General features: G+C 71.9%; 15 protein-coding genes. 4 read left to right on the forward strand and 11 right to left on the reverse strand.

Going from position 1 to position 17,178, the window contains the following annotated elements; all coding sequences use genetic code 11:
* Positions 1–31: 31 nt before the first annotated feature.
* The 7 genes from LR269_RS15895 to LR269_RS15925 all read right to left on the reverse strand — a co-directional run bounded on the left by LR269_RS15895 (position 32) and on the right by LR269_RS15925 (position 7,476).
* Entirely contained in the window at positions 32–895 is an 864-nt protein-coding gene (locus LR269_RS15895; protein ID WP_231431725.1) for an ABC transporter ATP-binding protein, read from the reverse strand.
* Positions 892–1,839, reverse strand: coding sequence for an ABC transporter ATP-binding protein (locus tag LR269_RS15900; RefSeq protein WP_231431726.1), 948 nt, complete (start codon positions 1,837–1,839; stop codon positions 892–894). Before LR269_RS15900 ends, LR269_RS15895 begins: the two co-directional genes overlap by 4 nt.
* Positions 1,836–2,933 (reverse strand): ABC transporter permease, encoded by a 1,098-nt coding sequence (locus LR269_RS15905; protein ID WP_231431727.1) that lies wholly within the window; start codon positions 2,931–2,933, stop codon positions 1,836–1,838. The genes LR269_RS15900 and LR269_RS15905 overlap by 4 nt, the downstream gene beginning before the upstream one ends.
* On the reverse strand, positions 2,926–3,930 hold the full coding sequence (locus LR269_RS15910; protein ID WP_231431728.1) for an ABC transporter permease: 1,005 nt from the start codon (positions 3,928–3,930) through the stop codon (positions 2,926–2,928). The genes LR269_RS15905 and LR269_RS15910 overlap by 8 nt, the downstream gene beginning before the upstream one ends.
* Positions 3,931–3,982: 52 nt before the next feature.
* Positions 3,983–5,644, reverse strand: a complete 1,662-nt coding sequence (locus LR269_RS15915) for an ABC transporter substrate-binding protein (RefSeq protein ID WP_231431729.1) — start codon at positions 5,642–5,644, stop codon at positions 3,983–3,985.
* A gap of 276 nt (positions 5,645–5,920) precedes the next feature.
* Complete coding sequence (locus LR269_RS15920) at positions 5,921–6,535, reverse strand: bifunctional 4-hydroxy-2-oxoglutarate aldolase/2-dehydro-3-deoxy-phosphogluconate aldolase (RefSeq protein WP_231431730.1); 615 nt, start codon at positions 6,533–6,535, stop codon at positions 5,921–5,923.
* Between the two features lie 23 nt (positions 6,536–6,558).
* The gene (locus LR269_RS15925) at positions 6,559–7,476 is read right to left on the reverse strand and encodes a sugar kinase (RefSeq protein ID WP_231431731.1); all 918 of its coding nucleotides are present in this window, start codon (positions 7,474–7,476) and stop codon (positions 6,559–6,561) included.
* A gap of 75 nt (positions 7,477–7,551) precedes the next feature.
* On the opposite strand from LR269_RS15925, the gene LR269_RS15930 reads away from it, so the two are divergent.
* The 4 genes from LR269_RS15930 to LR269_RS15945 all read left to right on the forward strand — a co-directional run bounded on the left by LR269_RS15930 (position 7,552) and on the right by LR269_RS15945 (position 11,771).
* Positions 7,552–8,844 carry an alanine racemase gene (locus LR269_RS15930; RefSeq protein WP_231431732.1) on the forward strand — a complete coding sequence of 431 codons (1,293 nt, stop codon included), beginning with the start codon at positions 7,552–7,554 and terminating at the stop codon, positions 8,842–8,844.
* Positions 8,845–8,855: 11 nt separating this feature from the next.
* A complete protein-coding gene (locus LR269_RS15935; RefSeq protein ID WP_231431733.1) occupies positions 8,856–10,574 on the forward strand; it encodes an amidohydrolase family protein in 1,719 nt (572 codons plus the stop codon).
* 1 nt (position 10,575) lies between these two features.
* Positions 10,576–11,307: an IclR family transcriptional regulator gene (locus tag LR269_RS15940; protein ID WP_231431734.1), complete on the forward strand. Its 732-nt coding sequence runs from the start codon at positions 10,576–10,578 to the stop codon at positions 11,305–11,307.
* An 80-nt stretch (positions 11,308–11,387) separates the two neighbouring features.
* Complete coding sequence (locus tag LR269_RS15945; protein WP_231431735.1) at positions 11,388–11,771, forward strand: RidA family protein; 384 nt, start codon at positions 11,388–11,390, stop codon at positions 11,769–11,771.
* Positions 11,772–11,882: 111 nt separating this feature from the next.
* Here the strand turns inward: LR269_RS15945 and LR269_RS15950 are convergent, their stop codons facing one another.
* From LR269_RS15950 to gcvPA, 4 genes are read right to left on the reverse strand one after another with little or no spacing between them, the layout of a single operon-like run.
* Positions 11,883–12,641 (reverse strand): SDR family NAD(P)-dependent oxidoreductase, encoded by a 759-nt coding sequence (locus LR269_RS15950; protein ID WP_231431737.1) that lies wholly within the window; start codon positions 12,639–12,641, stop codon positions 11,883–11,885.
* A gap of 59 nt (positions 12,642–12,700) precedes the next feature.
* On the reverse strand, positions 12,701–14,128 hold the full coding sequence (locus LR269_RS15955) for an ATP-NAD kinase family protein (RefSeq protein ID WP_231431738.1): 1,428 nt from the start codon (positions 14,126–14,128) through the stop codon (positions 12,701–12,703).
* Between the two features lie 2 nt (positions 14,129–14,130).
* Entirely contained in the window at positions 14,131–15,777 is a 1,647-nt protein-coding gene (gcvPB, locus tag LR269_RS15960) for an aminomethyl-transferring glycine dehydrogenase subunit GcvPB (RefSeq protein WP_231431740.1), read from the reverse strand.
* On the reverse strand, positions 15,774–17,174 hold the full coding sequence (gene gcvPA, locus LR269_RS15965) for an aminomethyl-transferring glycine dehydrogenase subunit GcvPA (protein WP_231431741.1): 1,401 nt from the start codon (positions 17,172–17,174) through the stop codon (positions 15,774–15,776). The genes gcvPB and gcvPA overlap by 4 nt, the downstream gene beginning before the upstream one ends.
* Between the last annotated feature and the right edge of the window lie 4 nt (positions 17,175–17,178).

Raw genomic sequence — 17,178 nt, forward strand, 5'->3', positions numbered from 1 at the left:
TATCTAAAAACGTTCTTTACTGAATTGACATTCAACCGCCGTTCCGCACTTCGTCACGAAGCCGCCCGAGGCGATCGGGGTCGGCCGCCGCCTCGAGCAGCGTCTTCGTGTACTCGTGCTGCGGATCGAGGATCACCCGCTCGCTCGGACCGCGCTCGACGATCTCGCCGCGGTACATGACCAGGATCTCGTCGGAGAAGTGCCGCGCAGTCGCCAGGTCGTGCGTGATGTAGAGCACGCCGAGCTGCTCCTGCCGCTGGAGTTCGGCGAGCAGGTTCAGCACCCCGAGCCTGATCGACACGTCGAGCATCGACACCGGTTCGTCGGCGATGATGAACCTCGCGCCCGGAGCGAGCGCCCTGGCGATCGCCACGCGCTGCCGCTGGCCGCCCGACAGCTCGTGCGGCCGCCGATCCGCGAAGGTCGACGCGGGCGACAGCCGCACCCGTTCCAGCAGCTCGTCGACGCGCGCACCGATCTCCTTCGACGAGAGCCTCGGATGGTGGATCCGCAGGGGCCGCTCGAGATGGTGCCGGATCGGATGGAACGGGTTCAGCGACCCGAACGGATCCTGGAAGACCATCTGCACGTCGCGCCGGTAGCTCGCGAGCCGCGAGCCGCCCGTCGCACTCGGCGCCCCGTCGAGCAGGATCTCGCCCGAGCTCGGGGCCTCGAGCTTCGCCATCATGCGGGCGATCGTCGACTTGCCCGAGCCGCTCTCGCCCACGAGGGCGATCGTGCGGCCGGGTTCGAGGGTGAACGAGACGTCCCTGACCGCGTGCAGGATGCGCGACTTCACCCCGCTGCGCAGGCGGAAGTCCTTCACGAGATTGCGGGCCTCGAGGCTCGCCGAAGTCGCGCTCGTGCCGCTCGTCGCCGTGCCGTGCGCGCTCATGCGGCACCTCCCTCGACGGCGCCCGACCCGACGCCGGTCCTGATGAAGTCGCCGCGATCCCCCCGCAGGCTCGGGAAGCTCGAGAGCAGGCGCTTCGTGTACTCGTGCGAGGGGGTGCGGTAGATCTCCTCCGCCGTGCCCTGCTCGACGATCCGCCCCTCGAGCATGATCGCGATGCGGTCGCTGATCTCGATCAGCAGCGGCAGGTCGTGCGTGATGAAGACGACGGCGAACCCCAACCGCTCGCGCAGCCGCATGATCTCGCGGATGATCCCCCGCTGCACCACCACGTCGAGCGCGGTCGTCGGCTCGTCCATGATCATGACCTGCGGGTCGAGGGCGAGGGCCATCGCGATCATCACGCGCTGCCGCATGCCGCCCGAGAGCTCGTGCGGGAAGCTCGACAGCCGTGCCGGGTCGACGCCCACGAGGCTCAGCAGCTCGGCGCTCCTCGCCTCGCGCTCGGCGCGCCGCATGCCGGGCCGGTGCGTCGTGAACACGTCGTGCAGCTGCTTGCGCACGCTCATGACCGGGTTCAGCGAGTTCATCGACCCCTGGAACACCATCGACACCTTGCTCCACCGGAAGGTGCGGAGCGCCTCGCCGTCGAGCCCGACGACGTCGATGTCGCGCCCCGAGGCGTCGTGGAAGACCACCTCGCCGCCCGTCATGAGGGCGGGCGCCTTGAGCAGTCGGTTCAGCCCGTAGGCGAGCGTCGTCTTGCCGCAACCCGACTCCCCCGCGAGTCCGAGGAGCTCGCCGCGATGCAGGGTGATCGACGCGCCGCGCACCGCCTTCACGGGCGGCTCCACCTCGTACTCGATCGACACGTCCCGGGCGGTCAGCACGGGCTCGCCGCGTCGGGAGGGGTCGATTCCGGTGACGCCGGCCTCGACGGGGATGCCGGTGCGGTCGATGCCGTTCGCACGGCCGGCGCGGCTCATGCGAACGCTCCCGTGTCGGCGACGCCCTTGCCGGCCTTCGCAGCCTGTCGCTGGCGCTTGGCGTTCTCGGGTGCGAGCCTGAGCTTCGGGTTCACGACCTCGTCGATCGCGAAGTTGATGAGCGACAGCCCTGCACCGAGTGCGGCGATGATGAGGCCGGGCGGCACGAACCACCACCAGGCGCCGGTGCCGACGGCCTGCCCGGTCTGGGCGTCGTTGAGCATCGTGCCGAGGGTGATCGACCCGGTCGGCCCGAGCCCGAGGTACGAGAGGCCGGCCTCGCCGAGCACCGCGAAGATCACGCCGAAGATGAACTGGGCCGCGAGCAGCGGCACGAGGTTCGGGAGGATCTCGACGAAGATGATGCGGGCGGGCCTCTCGCCGGCGACCCGTGCGGCGGCGACGTACTCGCGCGTGCGCAGCGAACGGGCCTGCGCTCGGAGCACGACGGCCGACCCCGCCCAGCCGGTGATGCCGAGGACGAGCGCGACGAGCAGCGAACTCCGCGCGAGCGGACCGAGCCCCTCCGCCGTCTGCACGTACGCGGCGATCACCATGACCACGGGAAGCCCCGGGATCACGAGCACGATGTTGGTGAAGAGCGTCAGCACCTCGTCGGCGACGCCGCCGAAGTAGCCGGCGAACACGCCGAAGACGATCGCGAGCACGAGGGCGACCACCCCCGCGACGAGCCCGATGAACAACGACCCGCGAGTGCCCCACGCGAGCTGCGAGAAGACGTCGTAGCCGAGCTTCGTCGTGCCGAGCCAGTGCTCCGCCGACGGCGGCAGCAGGGCGTCGTTGTCGGAGTCGCGCGGCGGCTGCGCGATCATGGGGCCGAAGATGCCGAACAGCGTGATCAGGCCGACGATCACGAGGCCGTTGATGAGCTTGCCCGAGCGACTCGGCAGGATGTGGCGGAACCGCCCGCCACGGCCGGCCTGCGCGACGGCGAACGCCGCGGTCGCACTCGCCTCGCGCGCGGATTCGCGCACCGCCTCCGCGGAGACCGGGGCCTGGAACGGGGCGTCGTCGCCCATCGCGTAGCCCGAGTCGTCTGGCGCGCGATCGAGCGTCGGCTGGGAGTCATCCATTGTGTCGCACTCTCGGGTCGATGAAGCCGTAGATGAGGTCCATGATGAAGTTCGCCACCAGCACCGTGAGGGTGATCACGAGGAACACGCCCTGCATGAGCGCGTAGTCGAGACCCTGCACGGCCTGGATCATGAGCTTGCCGAGGCCCGGATAGCTGAACACCTGCTCCATCACGATCGATCCGGCGACGACGAAGCCGAGCGCGATGCCGAAGCCCGCGAGGCTCGGGATGGCGGCGTTGCGGGCGGCGTACCGCGTGAGCGTCCGCCGCGAGGTGAGTCCCTTCGCCTCGGCCGTCACCACGTAGTCCTCCGACATCGTCGAGACCATCATGTTGCGCATGCCGAGCAGCCAGCCGCCGACCGAGGAGAGCACGATCGTCGTCGCCGGGAGGATCGCGTGGTAGATCGCGCTGCCGAGGAATGCCCAGCTCCACTCCGGCCCCGCCGGGAACTCGAACACGTCGTAGCCGCCGACGATCGGGAACCACCCGAGTTGCACCGCGAACACCGCGACGAGCACGAGCGCGAGCCAGAAGTACGGGATCGACTGGAACACGGTGGTGATCGGCACGAGGTGGTCGAGCCTCGTGCCGCGCCGCCATCCCACCCAGGCGCCCACGATGATGCCGAGCAGGAACGAGATGACGGTCGCGGTCCCGACCAGGAAGATCGTCCACGGCAGCGCCGCCGAGATCAGGTCGGCGACGGGGGCCGGATACCGCGTCGAGGAGACCCCGAGGTCGCCCTGCAGCAGCCGGCCCCAGTACGCCACGTACTGGTCCCACAGCGACATGTCCCTGCCCGCACCGAGGATCGACGTGATCGCCTGCACGGTCTCCTCCGAGAGCGGTCGCCCGCCGCTGGCTCGGCGCAGCTTGCCGAGCATGATCGCGGCCGGATCGCCCGGCAGCAGCCGCGGCAGCAGGAAGTTGAGCGAGATCGCCGCCCAGAAGGTCACCAGGTAGAAGGCGACCCGCCGAAGGTAGAAGCTCATGCTGCCGCCGTCCTCGATGCGGGGAAGGTTCGTTCCATGGGACCGTCGGCGCCTACTCGGCGGGCTTCAGGTGCGTGAGCACCATCGCGTTCGCGACCGCGAGGTAGGGCAGCGGAGCGGCGTACAGGTCGCTCTCGCTCGGCCAGCCGGTGAACTTCTCGGTGTTGAAGAACGACTGCGAGGCGTTGAGCACCACCGGGATGTACGGCAGGTCTCGGGCGATCTCGGCCTGGATCGCGCCGTAGGCCGCCTGCTTGGTCGCCACGTCCTGCGTGGCGCCGGCCGCGAGCACGGCCTCGTCGACGACGGGGTTCGCGTAGCGCGAGTAGTTCTGCCCGTCGAGCGGGCCCTCGCCGACCTTCGCGGTCGACGAGCCGGCGAAGTACTCGTGGTAGTTCGAGTACGGGTCGGCCACGAGGCTCTGGGTGAGGCCGAAGAGCGCCATCTGGAAGTCGCCGTTCTGGATCGGGGTCCAGTACTCGGCGTCGGAGACGGTGCGTGCGTTGATGCGGATGCCGGCTTCGGCGGCCTGCTCGGAGATGAGCTTCGCCGCATCGTTGTAGTCGGTCCATCCGTCGGGCGAGAACAGGTCGATCTCGATCGCCGTGCCGTCCTTGCCGTAGAACCCGTCGTCGCCCTTGGTGTATCCGGCCGCCTCGAGGACCTCGGCCGCCGCGGCGGGGTCGGCCTCCTGCGGGCTCGTGGCGAGCGCGGGGTCGGCGAGCCACTGCTCGTCGCGGGGCTGCAGCGTGAACGACGGCGACGACTCGCCCGCGAGGCCCGCGAAGGCCTTCTCGCGGATGGTCGCCCGGTCGATCGCGAGGTTGATGGCCTGGCGCACCGCGGGGTCGGTCTGGGGGCCGGTGCAGCCGAGGTCGGCGTTCGCGCAGGTGGTGATCGTCGTCGGGTCCTGCTGCAGGTTGAGCGTCGAGATGTCGCCCTTGCCGGTGACGGCGTCGGGGTTCGCGATGAACTGGCCGACCCAGTCGATCTTGCCGGTGGTCAAGAGGTCCTGCGACGACTGGTTCGAGTCGAGGCCGAGGTACTGCACCTGTTCGACGGCGGGCGCGCCGTCGCGGAAGAGGTCGTTCGCCTCGACCGTGTACGCGGCCTCCGAGAAGTCCTTGAGCACGTACGGGCCCGAGCCGACCGGTTCGGGGTTGGTCTCGGCCATGAAGTCGTCGATGCCCTCCCAGATGTGCTTCGGGATGATGTAGGTCGAGCCGAGCGTCAGCGAGGCGCTGGTGAACTGCGGCTCCGTGTAGGTGAGCACGACGGTCGTGTCGTCGGTCGCCTCGGCCGAGACGAACTGCTCGGTCTTGTTCGAGCCGTAGCCGAACGTGAAGGCGACGTCCTCCGCCGTCAGGTCCTCGCCGTCGCTCCACTTCAGGTCGGGCTTGATGGTGACGGTGAGGGTCTTGCCGTCCTCGCTGTACTCGTAGCTGTCGCCGATGAGCCCGACGGGCGGGTCGGCGGACAGCTGGTTGAAGAAGAACAGCGGCTCGTAGATGGCGCCGAAGGTGGCGTGCACGGCCGTGTCGACGGCGAACGGGTTGAAGTTGTTGTTGATCGGGGTGGCGCTGCCGGCCCAGACGCGGAGGACCGCGGCGTCGCCGTCGGATCCGGTCGAGGGCGAGCACCCGGACATCCCGAGGGCGATAGCGGCCGCTCCGGCGGCGAATGCCACCGTGATGGAGCGCTTGGTTCGATTCATCGTTCCGACAGTCCTCTCGTGCTTCGTTGCGTGGGAAGAGCAGTGACGCCGCCTGCAGGAGCCTGGTGCGCAGGGCGCTACTGGAAGCGACCCTAACAGAAAAGAATCTAACCGGAAACAATTCATCCAATTAATTCAGGATGCCTCGAGGACACCCGAACACGAGCCCGCGCCGCTCCTCGAGCGCGCCGACGGGCGACCTCGGCCCGCGTGGCGCGGAGAAGTCGGCCGGTGTGGCGTCGCCGACGAGGGGCCGTGGAGCCCGAGGAGCCCGGATCAGCGCTCGGCGAGCAACGCGGCGAGCGCCGGCAGCTGCTCGGGGTCTTCGAACGCCGACCCGACGGCCACCGTTCGCACACCCCTCGCCAGGAAGACACCCGCGTTCGAGGCATCCATGCCGCCCGTGGCGACGAAGCGCGCCGCGGGGAACGGACCGGACATGGCGCCGAACCAGGCGGGGCCGAGGAGCGAGGCCGGGAAGGCCTTCAGCCAGGTGAGGCCGAGGGCCATCGCCTGCTGCACCTCCGTCGCCGTGGCGACGCCGGGGAGGGGCGGCAACCCGGCCTCGAACGACGCGCGCACGACCCGCTCGTCGAGACCGGGGCTCACGGTGAACGCCGCTCCGGCCGCGGCGGCCTGCTCCACGTGCCGCACGGCGACGACGGTGCCCGCGCCGACGACGCGCCCCTCGGCGCGACCGGCCTCGGCGACCGCGGCCAGTGCCTCGAGATCGGCCTCGGACTGGATCGGCAGCTCCACGACGTCGATGCCGAGCGACCACGCCTGCCGTGCGAGCTCGAGGCTGCGCCGGGCGCCGAGACCGCGGAAGATCGCCATCAGGGGTCGCCCGGCGAGCAGCGTGTCGAAGGCGGTGTTGTCGATCGTCGTCATGGGGGTCGGGCCTCTCGGTGGGTTCAGCGGCGGGGGTCGCGGGGGAAGTCGCTCGTCTCGCCGAGCACGAGCACGGCTCGGTCGTGTCCGGCGCGCAGGCGCCCGGCGGCGTCGCGGTCGTCGAGGAGCGCGGCGAGGTAGCCCGCGGCGAACGCGTCGCCGGCGCCGACGGCCTCGACCACGTCGACCGGGTGCGCGGCGACGTGCTCGACCGCGTCGATGCCGTCGACGCCCCGCGCGAACTCGGTCGCGCCGACATCGCCGTCCTTCACGACGAGCCGGGCGGGCTCTGGCAGGAACGCGCGCACGTCGGATGCCGTCGTGGTGCCCCACAGTCGCGCTGCTTCGTCGAGCCCGACGAAGGCGAGATCGGCGGCGGCGGCGAGCGCGCGCAGTCGCGCGGCGGCGGCCTCCGCGCTTCGCCAGAGTGCCGCGCGGTGGTTCACATCGAAGCTGAGCAGCGCGGGAGTCGCGGCGACGCGCTCGATCATCGCGTCGAGCATCGCGTCGCACGAGCTCGACAGCGCGGCCGTGATGCCGCTGAGGTGCACGACGCGCGCCCCCTCGAGGGGCAGTCGCTCGGCGAACGCCGGCGACATGCGCGACGCCGCCGAGCCCACGCGGAAGTACTGCACCCCGTTGCCCGGGTCCTTGACGTAGAGTCCGGTCGGCGCGTCGGGATCGCGCTCGACGAAACGGGTGTCGACGCCGCGGCTCGCGAGCTGCGCCACGAGCCGTCGTCCGAGCGCGTCGTCGCCGACCCGGCCCGCCCACGCGGCCCTACCGCGGAGCGCGGCGAGGTGGGAGGCGACGTTCGACTCCGCTCCCCCCGCGTCGAGGTGGAAGTCGACGGCGCGCTCGAGCGGCTCGGCGAGCGCGGGCGTCACGAGCGCCATGGTCTCGCCGATGGCGATGATCTCGGGCAGCAGAGCGTCGGTCACGGGTCTATGCTGACGGGTGTGCAACTGCTGCGCAAACGCGTTGCAGCATACGCAACAAATGAAAGTGAGCTCCGGATGTCGCGCCTCACCCCGCTCTCCGAGACCACCGATCTCCGCCTCGAGGCGGGCGACAAGGGGCTGCCCGCCCGTGCCGCCGGACTCACCGTGCGCGAGTTCCTCGCCACCGCGCCGCGGCTCGCGGAGTTCTGGACGCCACTGCTCGCGCTCGACCGGGCGGCGCTCGAACACAATGCCGCGACGATCCAGCGCTGGTGCGACGAGCGGGGGCTCGAGCTCATGCCGCACGGCAAGACCACGATGGCACCGGCGCTGTGGCGGCTGCAGCTCGACGCCGGGGCGAACGGGCTCACGCTCGCCACCCCCGGCCAGGTGCGCACCGCCCGCGCGTTCGGCGTCCGGTCGCTCATGCTCGCGAACGCCCTCGTGGCGCCAGACGCCCTCGCGTGGATCGCCGCCGAGCAGGACGACGACGCCCACTTCGAGTTCTGGTCGTGGGCCGACTCGATCGAGACCGTCGAGACCATGGAGCGCGGACTCGCCGCGGCATCCGTCGCTCCCGCTCGCCCGCTCGCGGTGCTCGTCGAGCTCGGCGCGGGCGGCGGGCGCACGGGCGCGCGCGGCCTCGACGAGGCGATCGACATCGCCCGCCGCATCGCCGACTCCCCCGTGCTGCGGCTCGCCGGCGTCGCGGGCTACGAGGGCAGCCTCGGGCACGATCGCTCCTCGGTCGCCGTCGCCGCCGTGCGCGACTACCTGGCCGACCTGCTCGAGCTCCACGACGCGGTGCGCGACCTCGCCGACCCCGCCGACGGGCCCCTCGTCGTCACCGCCGGCGGCAGCGCCTACCTCGACCTCGTCGCCGACGTGTTCGCACCCGGCATCGAGGCCGACCACGACGTGCACACGACTCGCTGGGTGCTGCGCTCGGGCGCCACGCTCGTGCACGACGACGGCTTCTACCGCGGCATCTCGCCGATCGACGCCGAACTCGTCGCGGCCATGCGCGGCCACGCCCGCGTCGTCTCGCACCCCGAGCCGGGGCTGGCGCTGCTCGACGGCGGCAAGCGCGACCTGCCGTACGACGAGGGGCTGCCGATGCCGGTCGGCGTCGCCGGGGCGCCCGGCGCCGACCTGCGACCCCTCGGCGAGGCATCCGTCACGGCGGTCAACGACCAGCACGCGTACCTGCGCGCCGAGGCGGGCCGCACGCTGCCCGTCGCGATCGGCGACGTCGTCGCGCTCGGGCTGTCGCACCCGTGCACGGCGTTCGACAAGTGGCGGTGGATCCCCGTCGTCGAGCATTCGGGCAGCGACCTCGTCGTCGACCTCGTGCGCACGTACTTCTGAGGATCGTCGCCATGACCGTCCTGATCAGGAATGCGCGCGTCGTCGACGAGGCGGGTGAACGAGGGGGGCCGCACGACGTGCTGCTCGCGGGCGGGCGGATCGCGCGGATCGCGCCGGCATCCGCCGGTCGAGCAGGCGCGCAGCGCCGTCTCGGGACCACGGATGCCGCGTGGGCGGGTGGTCTCGATCCACGTCCGCCTTCGCCGGGATCCCCGCGACCGACGAAGTCGATCGACGCCGGCGGACGCCTGCTCATGCCGGGATTCGTCGACGCGCACTCGCATGCCGACGGGGCGGTCTTCGATCCCGACGTGCAGCTGGCGCTGCTGCGGCAGGGTGTCACCACCGTGATCGGCGGGCAGGACGGCGTCGGCTTCGCCCCAGGCGACGGCGCGTACGGCACCGAGTACTTCGCGGCGATCAACGGGCGGCACCCGCGCTACGCGGGCGGCGGCGTCGCCGACCTGCTCGCGACCTACGAGGGGACGACCCCGCTCAACGTCGCGACCCTCGTGCCCGCCGGTACGGTGCGTTCCGCGGTCATGGGCCGCTCCACCGCGGCACCGAGCAGTTCCGAGCTCGCCGAGATGCGCGCGCTCGTGGCATCCGGCCTGGCCGACGGCGCCGTGGGCCTCTCGACCGGACTCGACTACGTGCCGGGTCTCTTCGCCGATGCCGCCGAGCTCGCCGAGCTCTGCCGCCCCGTCGCCGACGCGGGCGGCGTGTACGTGTCGCACATGCGCGGCGGGTACGAGGCGAACTCGGCCGCGGGCATCGACGAGATCGCGGCGATCGCGGCGGCGAGCGGCGTGCGGGTGCATGTCTCGCACTTCCACGCCGAGCCTGCGATCGTGCGGCACGAGCTCAGCCGGCTCGCGTCGGCGGGCGACCGCGCGAGCTTCGACGCCTACCCGTACACGCGGGGCTGCTCGATCCTCGCCATGCCGATCCTGCCCGCCGAGCTCACCGTTCGAGCCGCCGACGAGGTGCTGCAGGTCCTCGCCGATCCGGTCGAGCGGGAGCGGCTGCGGCTCGACTGGTTCCCGACGATCGCGGGGTATGCGAGCCTCGGGCCCGATTGGCCGGACATGCTGACGCTCGCGCACATCGCCGCACCCGAGTTCGACTGGGCGCACGGTCTCACCCTCGCCGAGGGAGCGGCCCGCACGGTGCGCGACCCGATCGACTTCGCGCTCGACGTGCTCGTCGCCGCTCGGCTCGAGGTCAACGTCGTCATGGCGGTGCAGCACGAGCGCAGCGATGCCGAGCTCGCCGAGATCCTCTCGCTGCCCGGAGCGATCGGCGGATCCGACGGCATCTTCCTCGGCCGGCACCCGCATCCGCGGGCGCGCGGCTCGTTCGCACGGTACCTCGCGCTGCTGGTCCGTGAACAGGGCGCGCTGGGCTGGGCCGATGCCTCGGCCCTCGTCTCGACGCGAGCGGTGCGCCGCTTCGGGCTCGGCGACCGGGGCGTCGTCCGCGAGGGCGCGATCGCCGATCTCGCGCTCGTCGACCCCGACCGGGTGGGCGCGGGCGCGAGCTACGCCGCGCCGCTGGAGTTCGCCGACGGCATCGACGACGTGTTCGTCGCGGGCGTGCCCGTGCTCGCCGACGGGGTGCTCACGGGGGCCACGCCGGGCACGGGGCTGCGAGCCGATCGAGGCCGTGGTCCCGATGCGCGCCCTCCTTCGTCGGGCGCCGCTCGACCGACCGAACCGCTGGAGGCCTGACATGTCGCAGAGCGTGACGCGCGCGGCGCGCATCATCGACGCCATCGCGGCCGGCCCGCGCACGGTCGCCGAGCTCGCCGAGGAGTTCGGACTCCACCGCTCGACCATGTTCCGCGAGCTGCAGGCCCTCGAGCAGGTCGGCTGGGTGCGCAGGCGAGGCTCGGGCCGCTACACGCTCGGCACGCACCTCGCCGCCCTCTCGAAGCAGGCCCTCGACTCGCTCGACCTGCGCGAGGCCGGCTCCGAGCACGTACGCCGCCTGCAGCGGCGCACCGGCAACACCCTGCACCTCGCTGCGCTCATGGACCGCTCGATCGTCTACGTCGACAAGGCCGAGGACGAGTCGGGCGTGCGCATGTACTCGCGAATCGGCCGGGCCGTGATCCCCTACTGCTCCGCCGTCGGAAAGGCGATCCTCGCCGACCTCGACCGTGCGGGGCGCGACGCCGTGCTCGACGGCGTCGTGTGGCAGCGCTACACCGACCTGACCATCGACTCGCGCGAGCGACTCGACCGCGAGCTCGCCATCGTCTCGGCCCGCGGCTACGCGACCGACGACCGCGAGTTCGAGGCATTCGTGAACTGCATCGCCGTGCCCATCCGCAGTTCCATGGGCATCGTCGGCGCACTCTCGATCACGGCGATCCGCATGGTCGCCGACCTCGACCGGCTGAAGGCCGACCTGCCCGCCATGCGCGAGACCGCCGAGCTCATCGCCCGCGATCTCGGCTGACGGATGCCTCGGGTCTCACGCCGAGGCATCCCCGACGACCACCGACGCACCACGACCACCACCACCACACAGGAGGAACCATGTCCAAGACCGCCGTCACCCTCTCGAACGCGCCGAAGCCCGCCGGGCCATACAGCCACGGCGTCGTCGCGAACGGATTCCTGTACACGGCGGGCTTCGGCCCGCAGGACCCGGCGACGGGCCTCGTCGTCGAGGGCGGCGTGAAGGAGCAGACCCGCCAGGTGCTGCGCAACATCGGCGCCGTTCTCGCCGAGTACGGCCTCACGCACGACGACGTCGTGAAGGTGACCGCGCACCTCGAGGACCTCGCCGACTTCGCCGAGTACAACGAGGCCTACGCCGAGTTCTTCACCGAGCCCTACCCCGTGCGCACGACGGTCGGCTCGCGCCTCGCGAACATCCTCGTCGAGATCGACGTCGTCGCCGCCATCCCGCACGACTGATCCCTGCCTGGTCGGTCGAGTCGGCGCGAAGCGCCGTGTCGAGACCACGCGCCCGTTGCGCGCGGTCTCGATACGCGTCGCCTCCGTCGGCGCTCCTCGACCGACCTCCGCCTACGCGATGCCGCCGCCGTCGACGACGAGCGCCGAACCGGTGACGTAGCTCGACTCGTCGCTCGCGAGCCAGACGACCGCCGCCGCGATCTCGTACGGCTCGCCCATGCGGCGCAGCGGCCGGTCGGCGGCCTCGGCGAGGAATCCGGATTCGGCCTGGCCGAGCTGGCGGGCCTCGTCGCGCAGCATGCCCGTGTTCACGTCGCCCGGGTTGACCGAGTTCACCCGGATGCCCTGCGGACCGTGGTCGATGGCGAGCGCGCGGGTCATGTTGACGACGGCGCCCTTCGAGGCGCAGTACGAGATCGCCTGCCCACCGCCCTTGAGGCCCCAGCCCGAACCCGTGTTGACGATCGAGCCGCCGCCCGCGGCCGCCATGACCGGCACGACGTGCTTGCACATGAGGAAGATCGAGCGCACGTTCACGCCGAAGACGCGGTCCCACTCCTCGACGGTCGTCTCGACCGCGGTCGTGCGACGGATGATGCCCGCGTTGTTGAAGACGACGTTCACGCCGCCGAACTCGTCGACCACGGTCTGCACGACGCGTTCGATGTCGGACTCGCTCGCGACATCCGCGGCGATCGCGATGGCCGTGCCGCCGGCCGCCCGGATCTCGTCGGCGACCGCGGCCGCCGCGTCGGCGTTCAGGTCGACGACGGCGACCTTCGCACCCTCGGCTGCGAGGGCGATCGAGGTGGCGCGGCCGATGCCGCCCGCGCCGCCCGTGACGATGGCCTGCTTGTTCTCGAGGCGCATGGCCTTCTCCTTCGGTTCGGGGTGGGTGTGTAGGGCCGGTCGGGCTCGACCGGTCACGTTCAGGGTTCGGATGGCTCGGCGTCGGGCGCGTGCACAGGGTAGAGGCTCGTGGTGGAGGGGCCGGTGATCACGCGCGCGAATCCCGCGAGGCGGGCGTCGACGAGGGGGTCGCCGGTGTCGACGAGCAGGGGGCGGCCGCCGAGGTCGATGAGCTTCTGCTCGGGGGCGACGACCATGAGCGGGTCGTCGTCGAGCAGGCGCAGCACGCGCGCCGAGAGCTGCTGGTTGCCGCGGCCGAGCAGGAAGCCCTGGCCGCCGATGACGCTCACGACGGCCTTCGCGGGGCCGCGCGAGATCTCGTCGACGAGCTCGTGCTCGCTCGCCCCCGCGCGGACGACCCGGCCGTCGAGCACGACGTCGACGCCGAGCGGGGTCTTCGCGACCCCGAGCTCGCGGGCGAGCTCGGCCATCGTGCCGCCGGGGCCGAGCAGGTAGCGGATGCCCGGGCGCATCGCCATGGCCGCACCGCGCGCGGCACCCGCGACGGCGGCCTGCTCGGTCACCGGCGTCGCCGCCTTGCGCGACTGCGTGCGGCCTGCGCGGTAGGGCACGGGCATGGTGCCGTAGAGGCGCGGCTCGACGCGCGCACGCCGCATCGCCGCCTCGTCGATGTCGAGCACCTCGCGCTCCTGCACGGGCAGGGCGCCGTCCGATCCGGATGCCGCCGACCACGCCGCCGCGAGCGCGCCCGCGGCGCGCGGGCTCACCGCGAAGACGGGCGAGTACATCTTGACGCCGGCCGGGATGCCGAGCGCGGCGACCGCCACCGCACCCGGGCGGCCGCCCCACGCCGTCGGCACCGATGCTCTGTAGGAACTTCTCGGCGACATGCCGGAATCGTCGACCACGACGTCGGCGTGCGGCACGGAAGTTCCTCCGGAGCCGTTCCGGCCGTCGGCAGAGGATCCCGTCGCGGTCCCTCGACCGGCCTCCGACAGCCCGGCCGCGACATCGCGGGCGGTGCCGTCGCCGCCGGCGAAGAGCACGAGGGTCGCGCCGGCGTCGACGAGTGCGCGCACGGCGGCCGTCGTGTCAGCCGCCGTCGTGGCGGCCGCGGACGTCGCGTGGTCGGCGACGCTCGGCCGGTAGACGACGCGCGGCTCGAGGCCGGCGGCGCGCACCGCGTCCTCCCCCATCGCACCCGCCGCGGTGAGCACGACGGGCAGACGGCCGGTCGAGGCGGCGCGCAGCGCCGTACCGGGACGACCGGCGACACGGGCGCGGTCTCGAGACGCGTCGACCCCGTCGGCGCTGCTCGACCGACGGAGATGCGCCGCGACGACCTCGAGCGCGACCCGTGCCCGCTCGCCGGCCTGCGGCCGGGCGCCGCGCTCGGCGGCCTCGACCTGCACGGCCGCGCCGTCGGAGCCGGCGAGTCCCGCAGGACCGCCGACCCCGGCGACGGGGTTCACGACGAGGGCGAGCATGCTCAGGCGGCCGACTCCGACGCGGTGGCGGCGGTCGACTCGAGTCGCTGCGCCGCTCGACGGGCCGGGCTCTCGCCGAAGTACTTGCGACGGTAGGCGCGCCACGTGATCGCCCAGCGCTCGGGGTCGTCGAGGTCGTCGTGGTGGGTGTGGTGCACCGTCTGGTTGTGCGGTGCGGTGCGCACGACCTCGGGCGTCTCGCGTGCCTCGCGGGCGACCTCGGCGAGCGCGGCGACGTACTCGTCGATCTCGGCCATCGAGTACGACTCCGTCGGCTCGAGCGTGAACGGCTGCGGCACCACGTACGGGTGGTGGCTCGTCCAGTAGTGCATGCCGAAGTCTGAGAGGCGAACGCCGATCTCCTCCGACGAGATGCCCGTCTCCTCGAAGAGCTCCTGCCACGAGTACCGCACCTGCTCGATGCGGCGGCGGCCCTCGGCGTAGGGCGCCGAGGCGCCCGGGATGTCGGTCACCTTCTTGAGCAGGTAGTTGTTGTTGAGCACCGCGATCTCGGCGGCCGCGAGCAGCCCCTCGGCACCGAGCGCCATGATCCACGAGTAGGCGCGCACGATGTTCGGCACGACGCCGTGGAACGGCGCGACCGCGCCGATCGACTGCGGGCCCGCCTCGCGCACGTCGAAGCGCACCTCGCCCGAGGCATCCACCTCGCGCACGACGCGCGGCCCCGGCAGGAACGGCGCGAGCGCGGCACTCACCGCGTTCGCCCCGGCGCCGGGCCCGCCGCACGCGTGCGGCGTCGAGAACGTCTTGTGCAGGTTGAAGTGGCACACGTCGAAGCCGGCGTCGCGGGCGCGCGTGATGCCGAGGATGCCGTTGGCGTTCGCCTGGTCGTACGAGGCGAGCGCACCGACCCTGTGGGCGGCATCCACCCACTCGCGGATCGCGGGGTTGTAGATGCCCGTGTCTTCCGGATTGGTGACCATGATCGCCGCGGTGCGCGGCGAAAGGGCCGCCTTGAGCGCCGCGAGGTCGGGGTAGCCCTCGGCGTCGGGGAAGATCGTGATCACGTCGTAGCCGGCCGCCTTCGCGGCCGCCGCGTTCGACGGGTGGCTGAAGATCGTCGTGATGACCTCGCGCCGCTGCTCGCCCTCGCCGTTCGCCTCGTGATACGCACGGATCATCGCGACGTTCGCCCAGATCGCGGCCGAGCCGCCCTGCGTGTGCAGCGACACCTCGTCCATGCCCGAGATCTCGGCGAGCATGCGCTCGAGGTTCCAGGTGATCTCGAGCACTCCCTGCGCGTCGGCCGGGTCCTGCAGCGGGTGCATGGCGGTGAGCTGCGGCACGCCGATGAGCTGGTCGTTGATCTTCGGCGAGTACTTCATCGTGCACGTGCCCTGGCCGATGTCGACGTTGAGGTCGGCACCGAGGTTCTCCTGCGAGAGCCGCAGGTAGTGCTTGAGCACCCGCTGCTGGCCCATCTCGGGCAGGGCGGGCGGCACGTCGCGGCGGAGGCCCGCGGGCAGGTCGGAGACGACGTCGCCGACCGCGTCGCGCACGCCCGGCTCGATCGGCGTGACGAGCACGCCGCGCTCGCCCGGGGTGGAGAGCTCGAAGATGACGGGTTCGTCCCAGCTGGCCTGGTGGAAGCGGCGGAGGGCGGGCTTGGGTGCGATGGGGAGCGTCATGCGCGGTCCTCCTGAGTGGTGTTGAGGGTGGATGCCTCGGCGAGCGCGCCGATCGCGGCGGCGAGACGGTCGATGGCGGCCTGGCCGGTCATCTCGGTGACGCAGACGAGCAGCCGGTGCTCGCCGACGACGACGCCCGGCTCGATGCCCTGGCGGCGCAGCGACTCGACGACGCCGTGCGCCGTGAGGCCGGCACCCGCGAGGTCGACCGTGAACTCGCGCAGGTGCAGCGCACCGTCGCCGAGCGCGACGCCGGGGATCGCGGCGAGCCGCTGCTGGGCGTAGCGGGTGCGGGCGAGCAGCAGCTCGCCGAGTTCGCGCATGCCCTGCGGGCCCATGAGCGCGAGGTAGACGCCGGCGGCGATGCCCCAGAGGGCTGCGGCGGTGCCGACCCATTCCTTGCCCTCCTCGCGGTGCGCGAAGGAGGTGCGGTCGTAGGCGACGTCGCCGAAGCCGACCTCGCCGGGCACGTCGGTCGTCGCGAGCCCGAAGAGGCGCGAGGGCATCTCCATGATGAACTTCGGGTCGTCGTTCACGGCGATGAAGCCGCCGTGCGCGCCGCCGAACCACTGGTGGAGGCCCAGCGACTGGATGTCGCCGCAGACGATGTCGGCACCCTGCTCGGCGGGCGGCGTGAGCACGCCGTAGCCGATCGGGTCGGTGCCCACGACGAGCACGGCGCCTGCGGCGTGGGCCGCGTCGGCGAGCTCGCGCAGGCGGGTCTCCAGCGCACCGGTCACCGACGGCGTCTCGACCCAGACAGCGGCGACGTCGTCGTCGAGGCGTGCGGCGACGGCCGAGGCGTCCGCGGTGCCGTTCACCGTCGGCACGAACTCGAGGTCGAGGTGCACGCGCACGAAGTCGGTCACCTTCGAGAGCTTGGCCGGCAGCACGTCGCTCGCGACGAGCACGCGGCGGCGCCCGGTCATGCGGCCCGCCATCGAGAGGCCCGTGGCGGTCGCCTGGTACCCGTCGTAGGTGGGCACGTTCACGACGTCCATGGCGAGCAGCTCGGCCATGAGCGACTGGTACTGGAACAGTGCCTGGAAGCGACCGTGGTCCTCGTACGGCTCGCCCGCGTAGGCGGTGAGGAACTCGCTGCGGTTGATGACCTCGTCGACGACGGCGGGCACGTAGTGGTGGTACGTGCCGTGGCCGAGGAAGCTCAGCCGCTCGACGGTCGAGCGGTTCTTGCCGAGCAGGCCCCGGACGTGGCCCGCGAGGTCCTGCTCGGCGACGAGCGGCGCCGGCAGGTCGAGCGCACGGCCGAGGCGCAGGTCGGCGGGCACGTCGGCGTAGAACTCGTCGATCGAGGCGGCGCCGACCGCGTCGAGCATCGCCTGCTTCGTCGCGGGCGCGGTGTTGGGGATGTACGGATGGACGAAGGTGTCGGTCATGGTG

This window comes from Agromyces sp. S2-1-8 (assembly GCF_021129215.1).
GTDB lineage: Bacteria > Actinomycetota > Actinomycetes > Actinomycetales > Microbacteriaceae > Agromyces > Agromyces chromiiresistens.

Coding starts and splice junctions, on each gene's coding strand:
- LR269_RS15895 (WP_231431725.1), bottom strand. CDS start 895: ATGAGCGCGCACGGCACGGCGACGAGCGGCACGAGCGCGACTTCGGCG.
- LR269_RS15900 (WP_231431726.1), bottom strand. CDS start 1,839: ATGAGCCGCGCCGGCCGTGCGAACGGCATCGACCGCACCGGCATCCCC.
- LR269_RS15905 (WP_231431727.1), bottom strand. CDS start 2,933: ATGGATGACTCCCAGCCGACGCTCGATCGCGCGCCAGACGACTCGGGC.
- LR269_RS15910 (WP_231431728.1), bottom strand. CDS start 3,930: ATGAGCTTCTACCTTCGGCGGGTCGCCTTCTACCTGGTGACCTTCTGG.
- LR269_RS15915 (WP_231431729.1), bottom strand. CDS start 5,644: ATGAATCGAACCAAGCGCTCCATCACGGTGGCATTCGCCGCCGGAGCG.
- LR269_RS15920 (WP_231431730.1), bottom strand. CDS start 6,535: ATGACGACGATCGACAACACCGCCTTCGACACGCTGCTCGCCGGGCGA.
- LR269_RS15930 (WP_231431732.1), top strand. CDS start 7,552: ATGTCGCGCCTCACCCCGCTCTCCGAGACCACCGATCTCCGCCTCGAG.
- LR269_RS15935 (WP_231431733.1), top strand. CDS start 8,856: ATGACCGTCCTGATCAGGAATGCGCGCGTCGTCGACGAGGCGGGTGAA.
- LR269_RS15940 (WP_231431734.1), top strand. CDS start 10,576: ATGTCGCAGAGCGTGACGCGCGCGGCGCGCATCATCGACGCCATCGCG.
- LR269_RS15945 (WP_231431735.1), top strand. CDS start 11,388: ATGTCCAAGACCGCCGTCACCCTCTCGAACGCGCCGAAGCCCGCCGGG.
- LR269_RS15950 (WP_231431737.1), bottom strand. CDS start 12,641: ATGCGCCTCGAGAACAAGCAGGCCATCGTCACGGGCGGCGCGGGCGGC.
- LR269_RS15955 (WP_231431738.1), bottom strand. CDS start 14,128: ATGCTCGCCCTCGTCGTGAACCCCGTCGCCGGGGTCGGCGGTCCTGCG.
- gcvPB (WP_231431740.1), bottom strand. CDS start 15,777: ATGACGCTCCCCATCGCACCCAAGCCCGCCCTCCGCCGCTTCCACCAG.
- gcvPA (WP_231431741.1), bottom strand. CDS start 17,174: ATGACCGACACCTTCGTCCATCCGTACATCCCCAACACCGCGCCCGCG.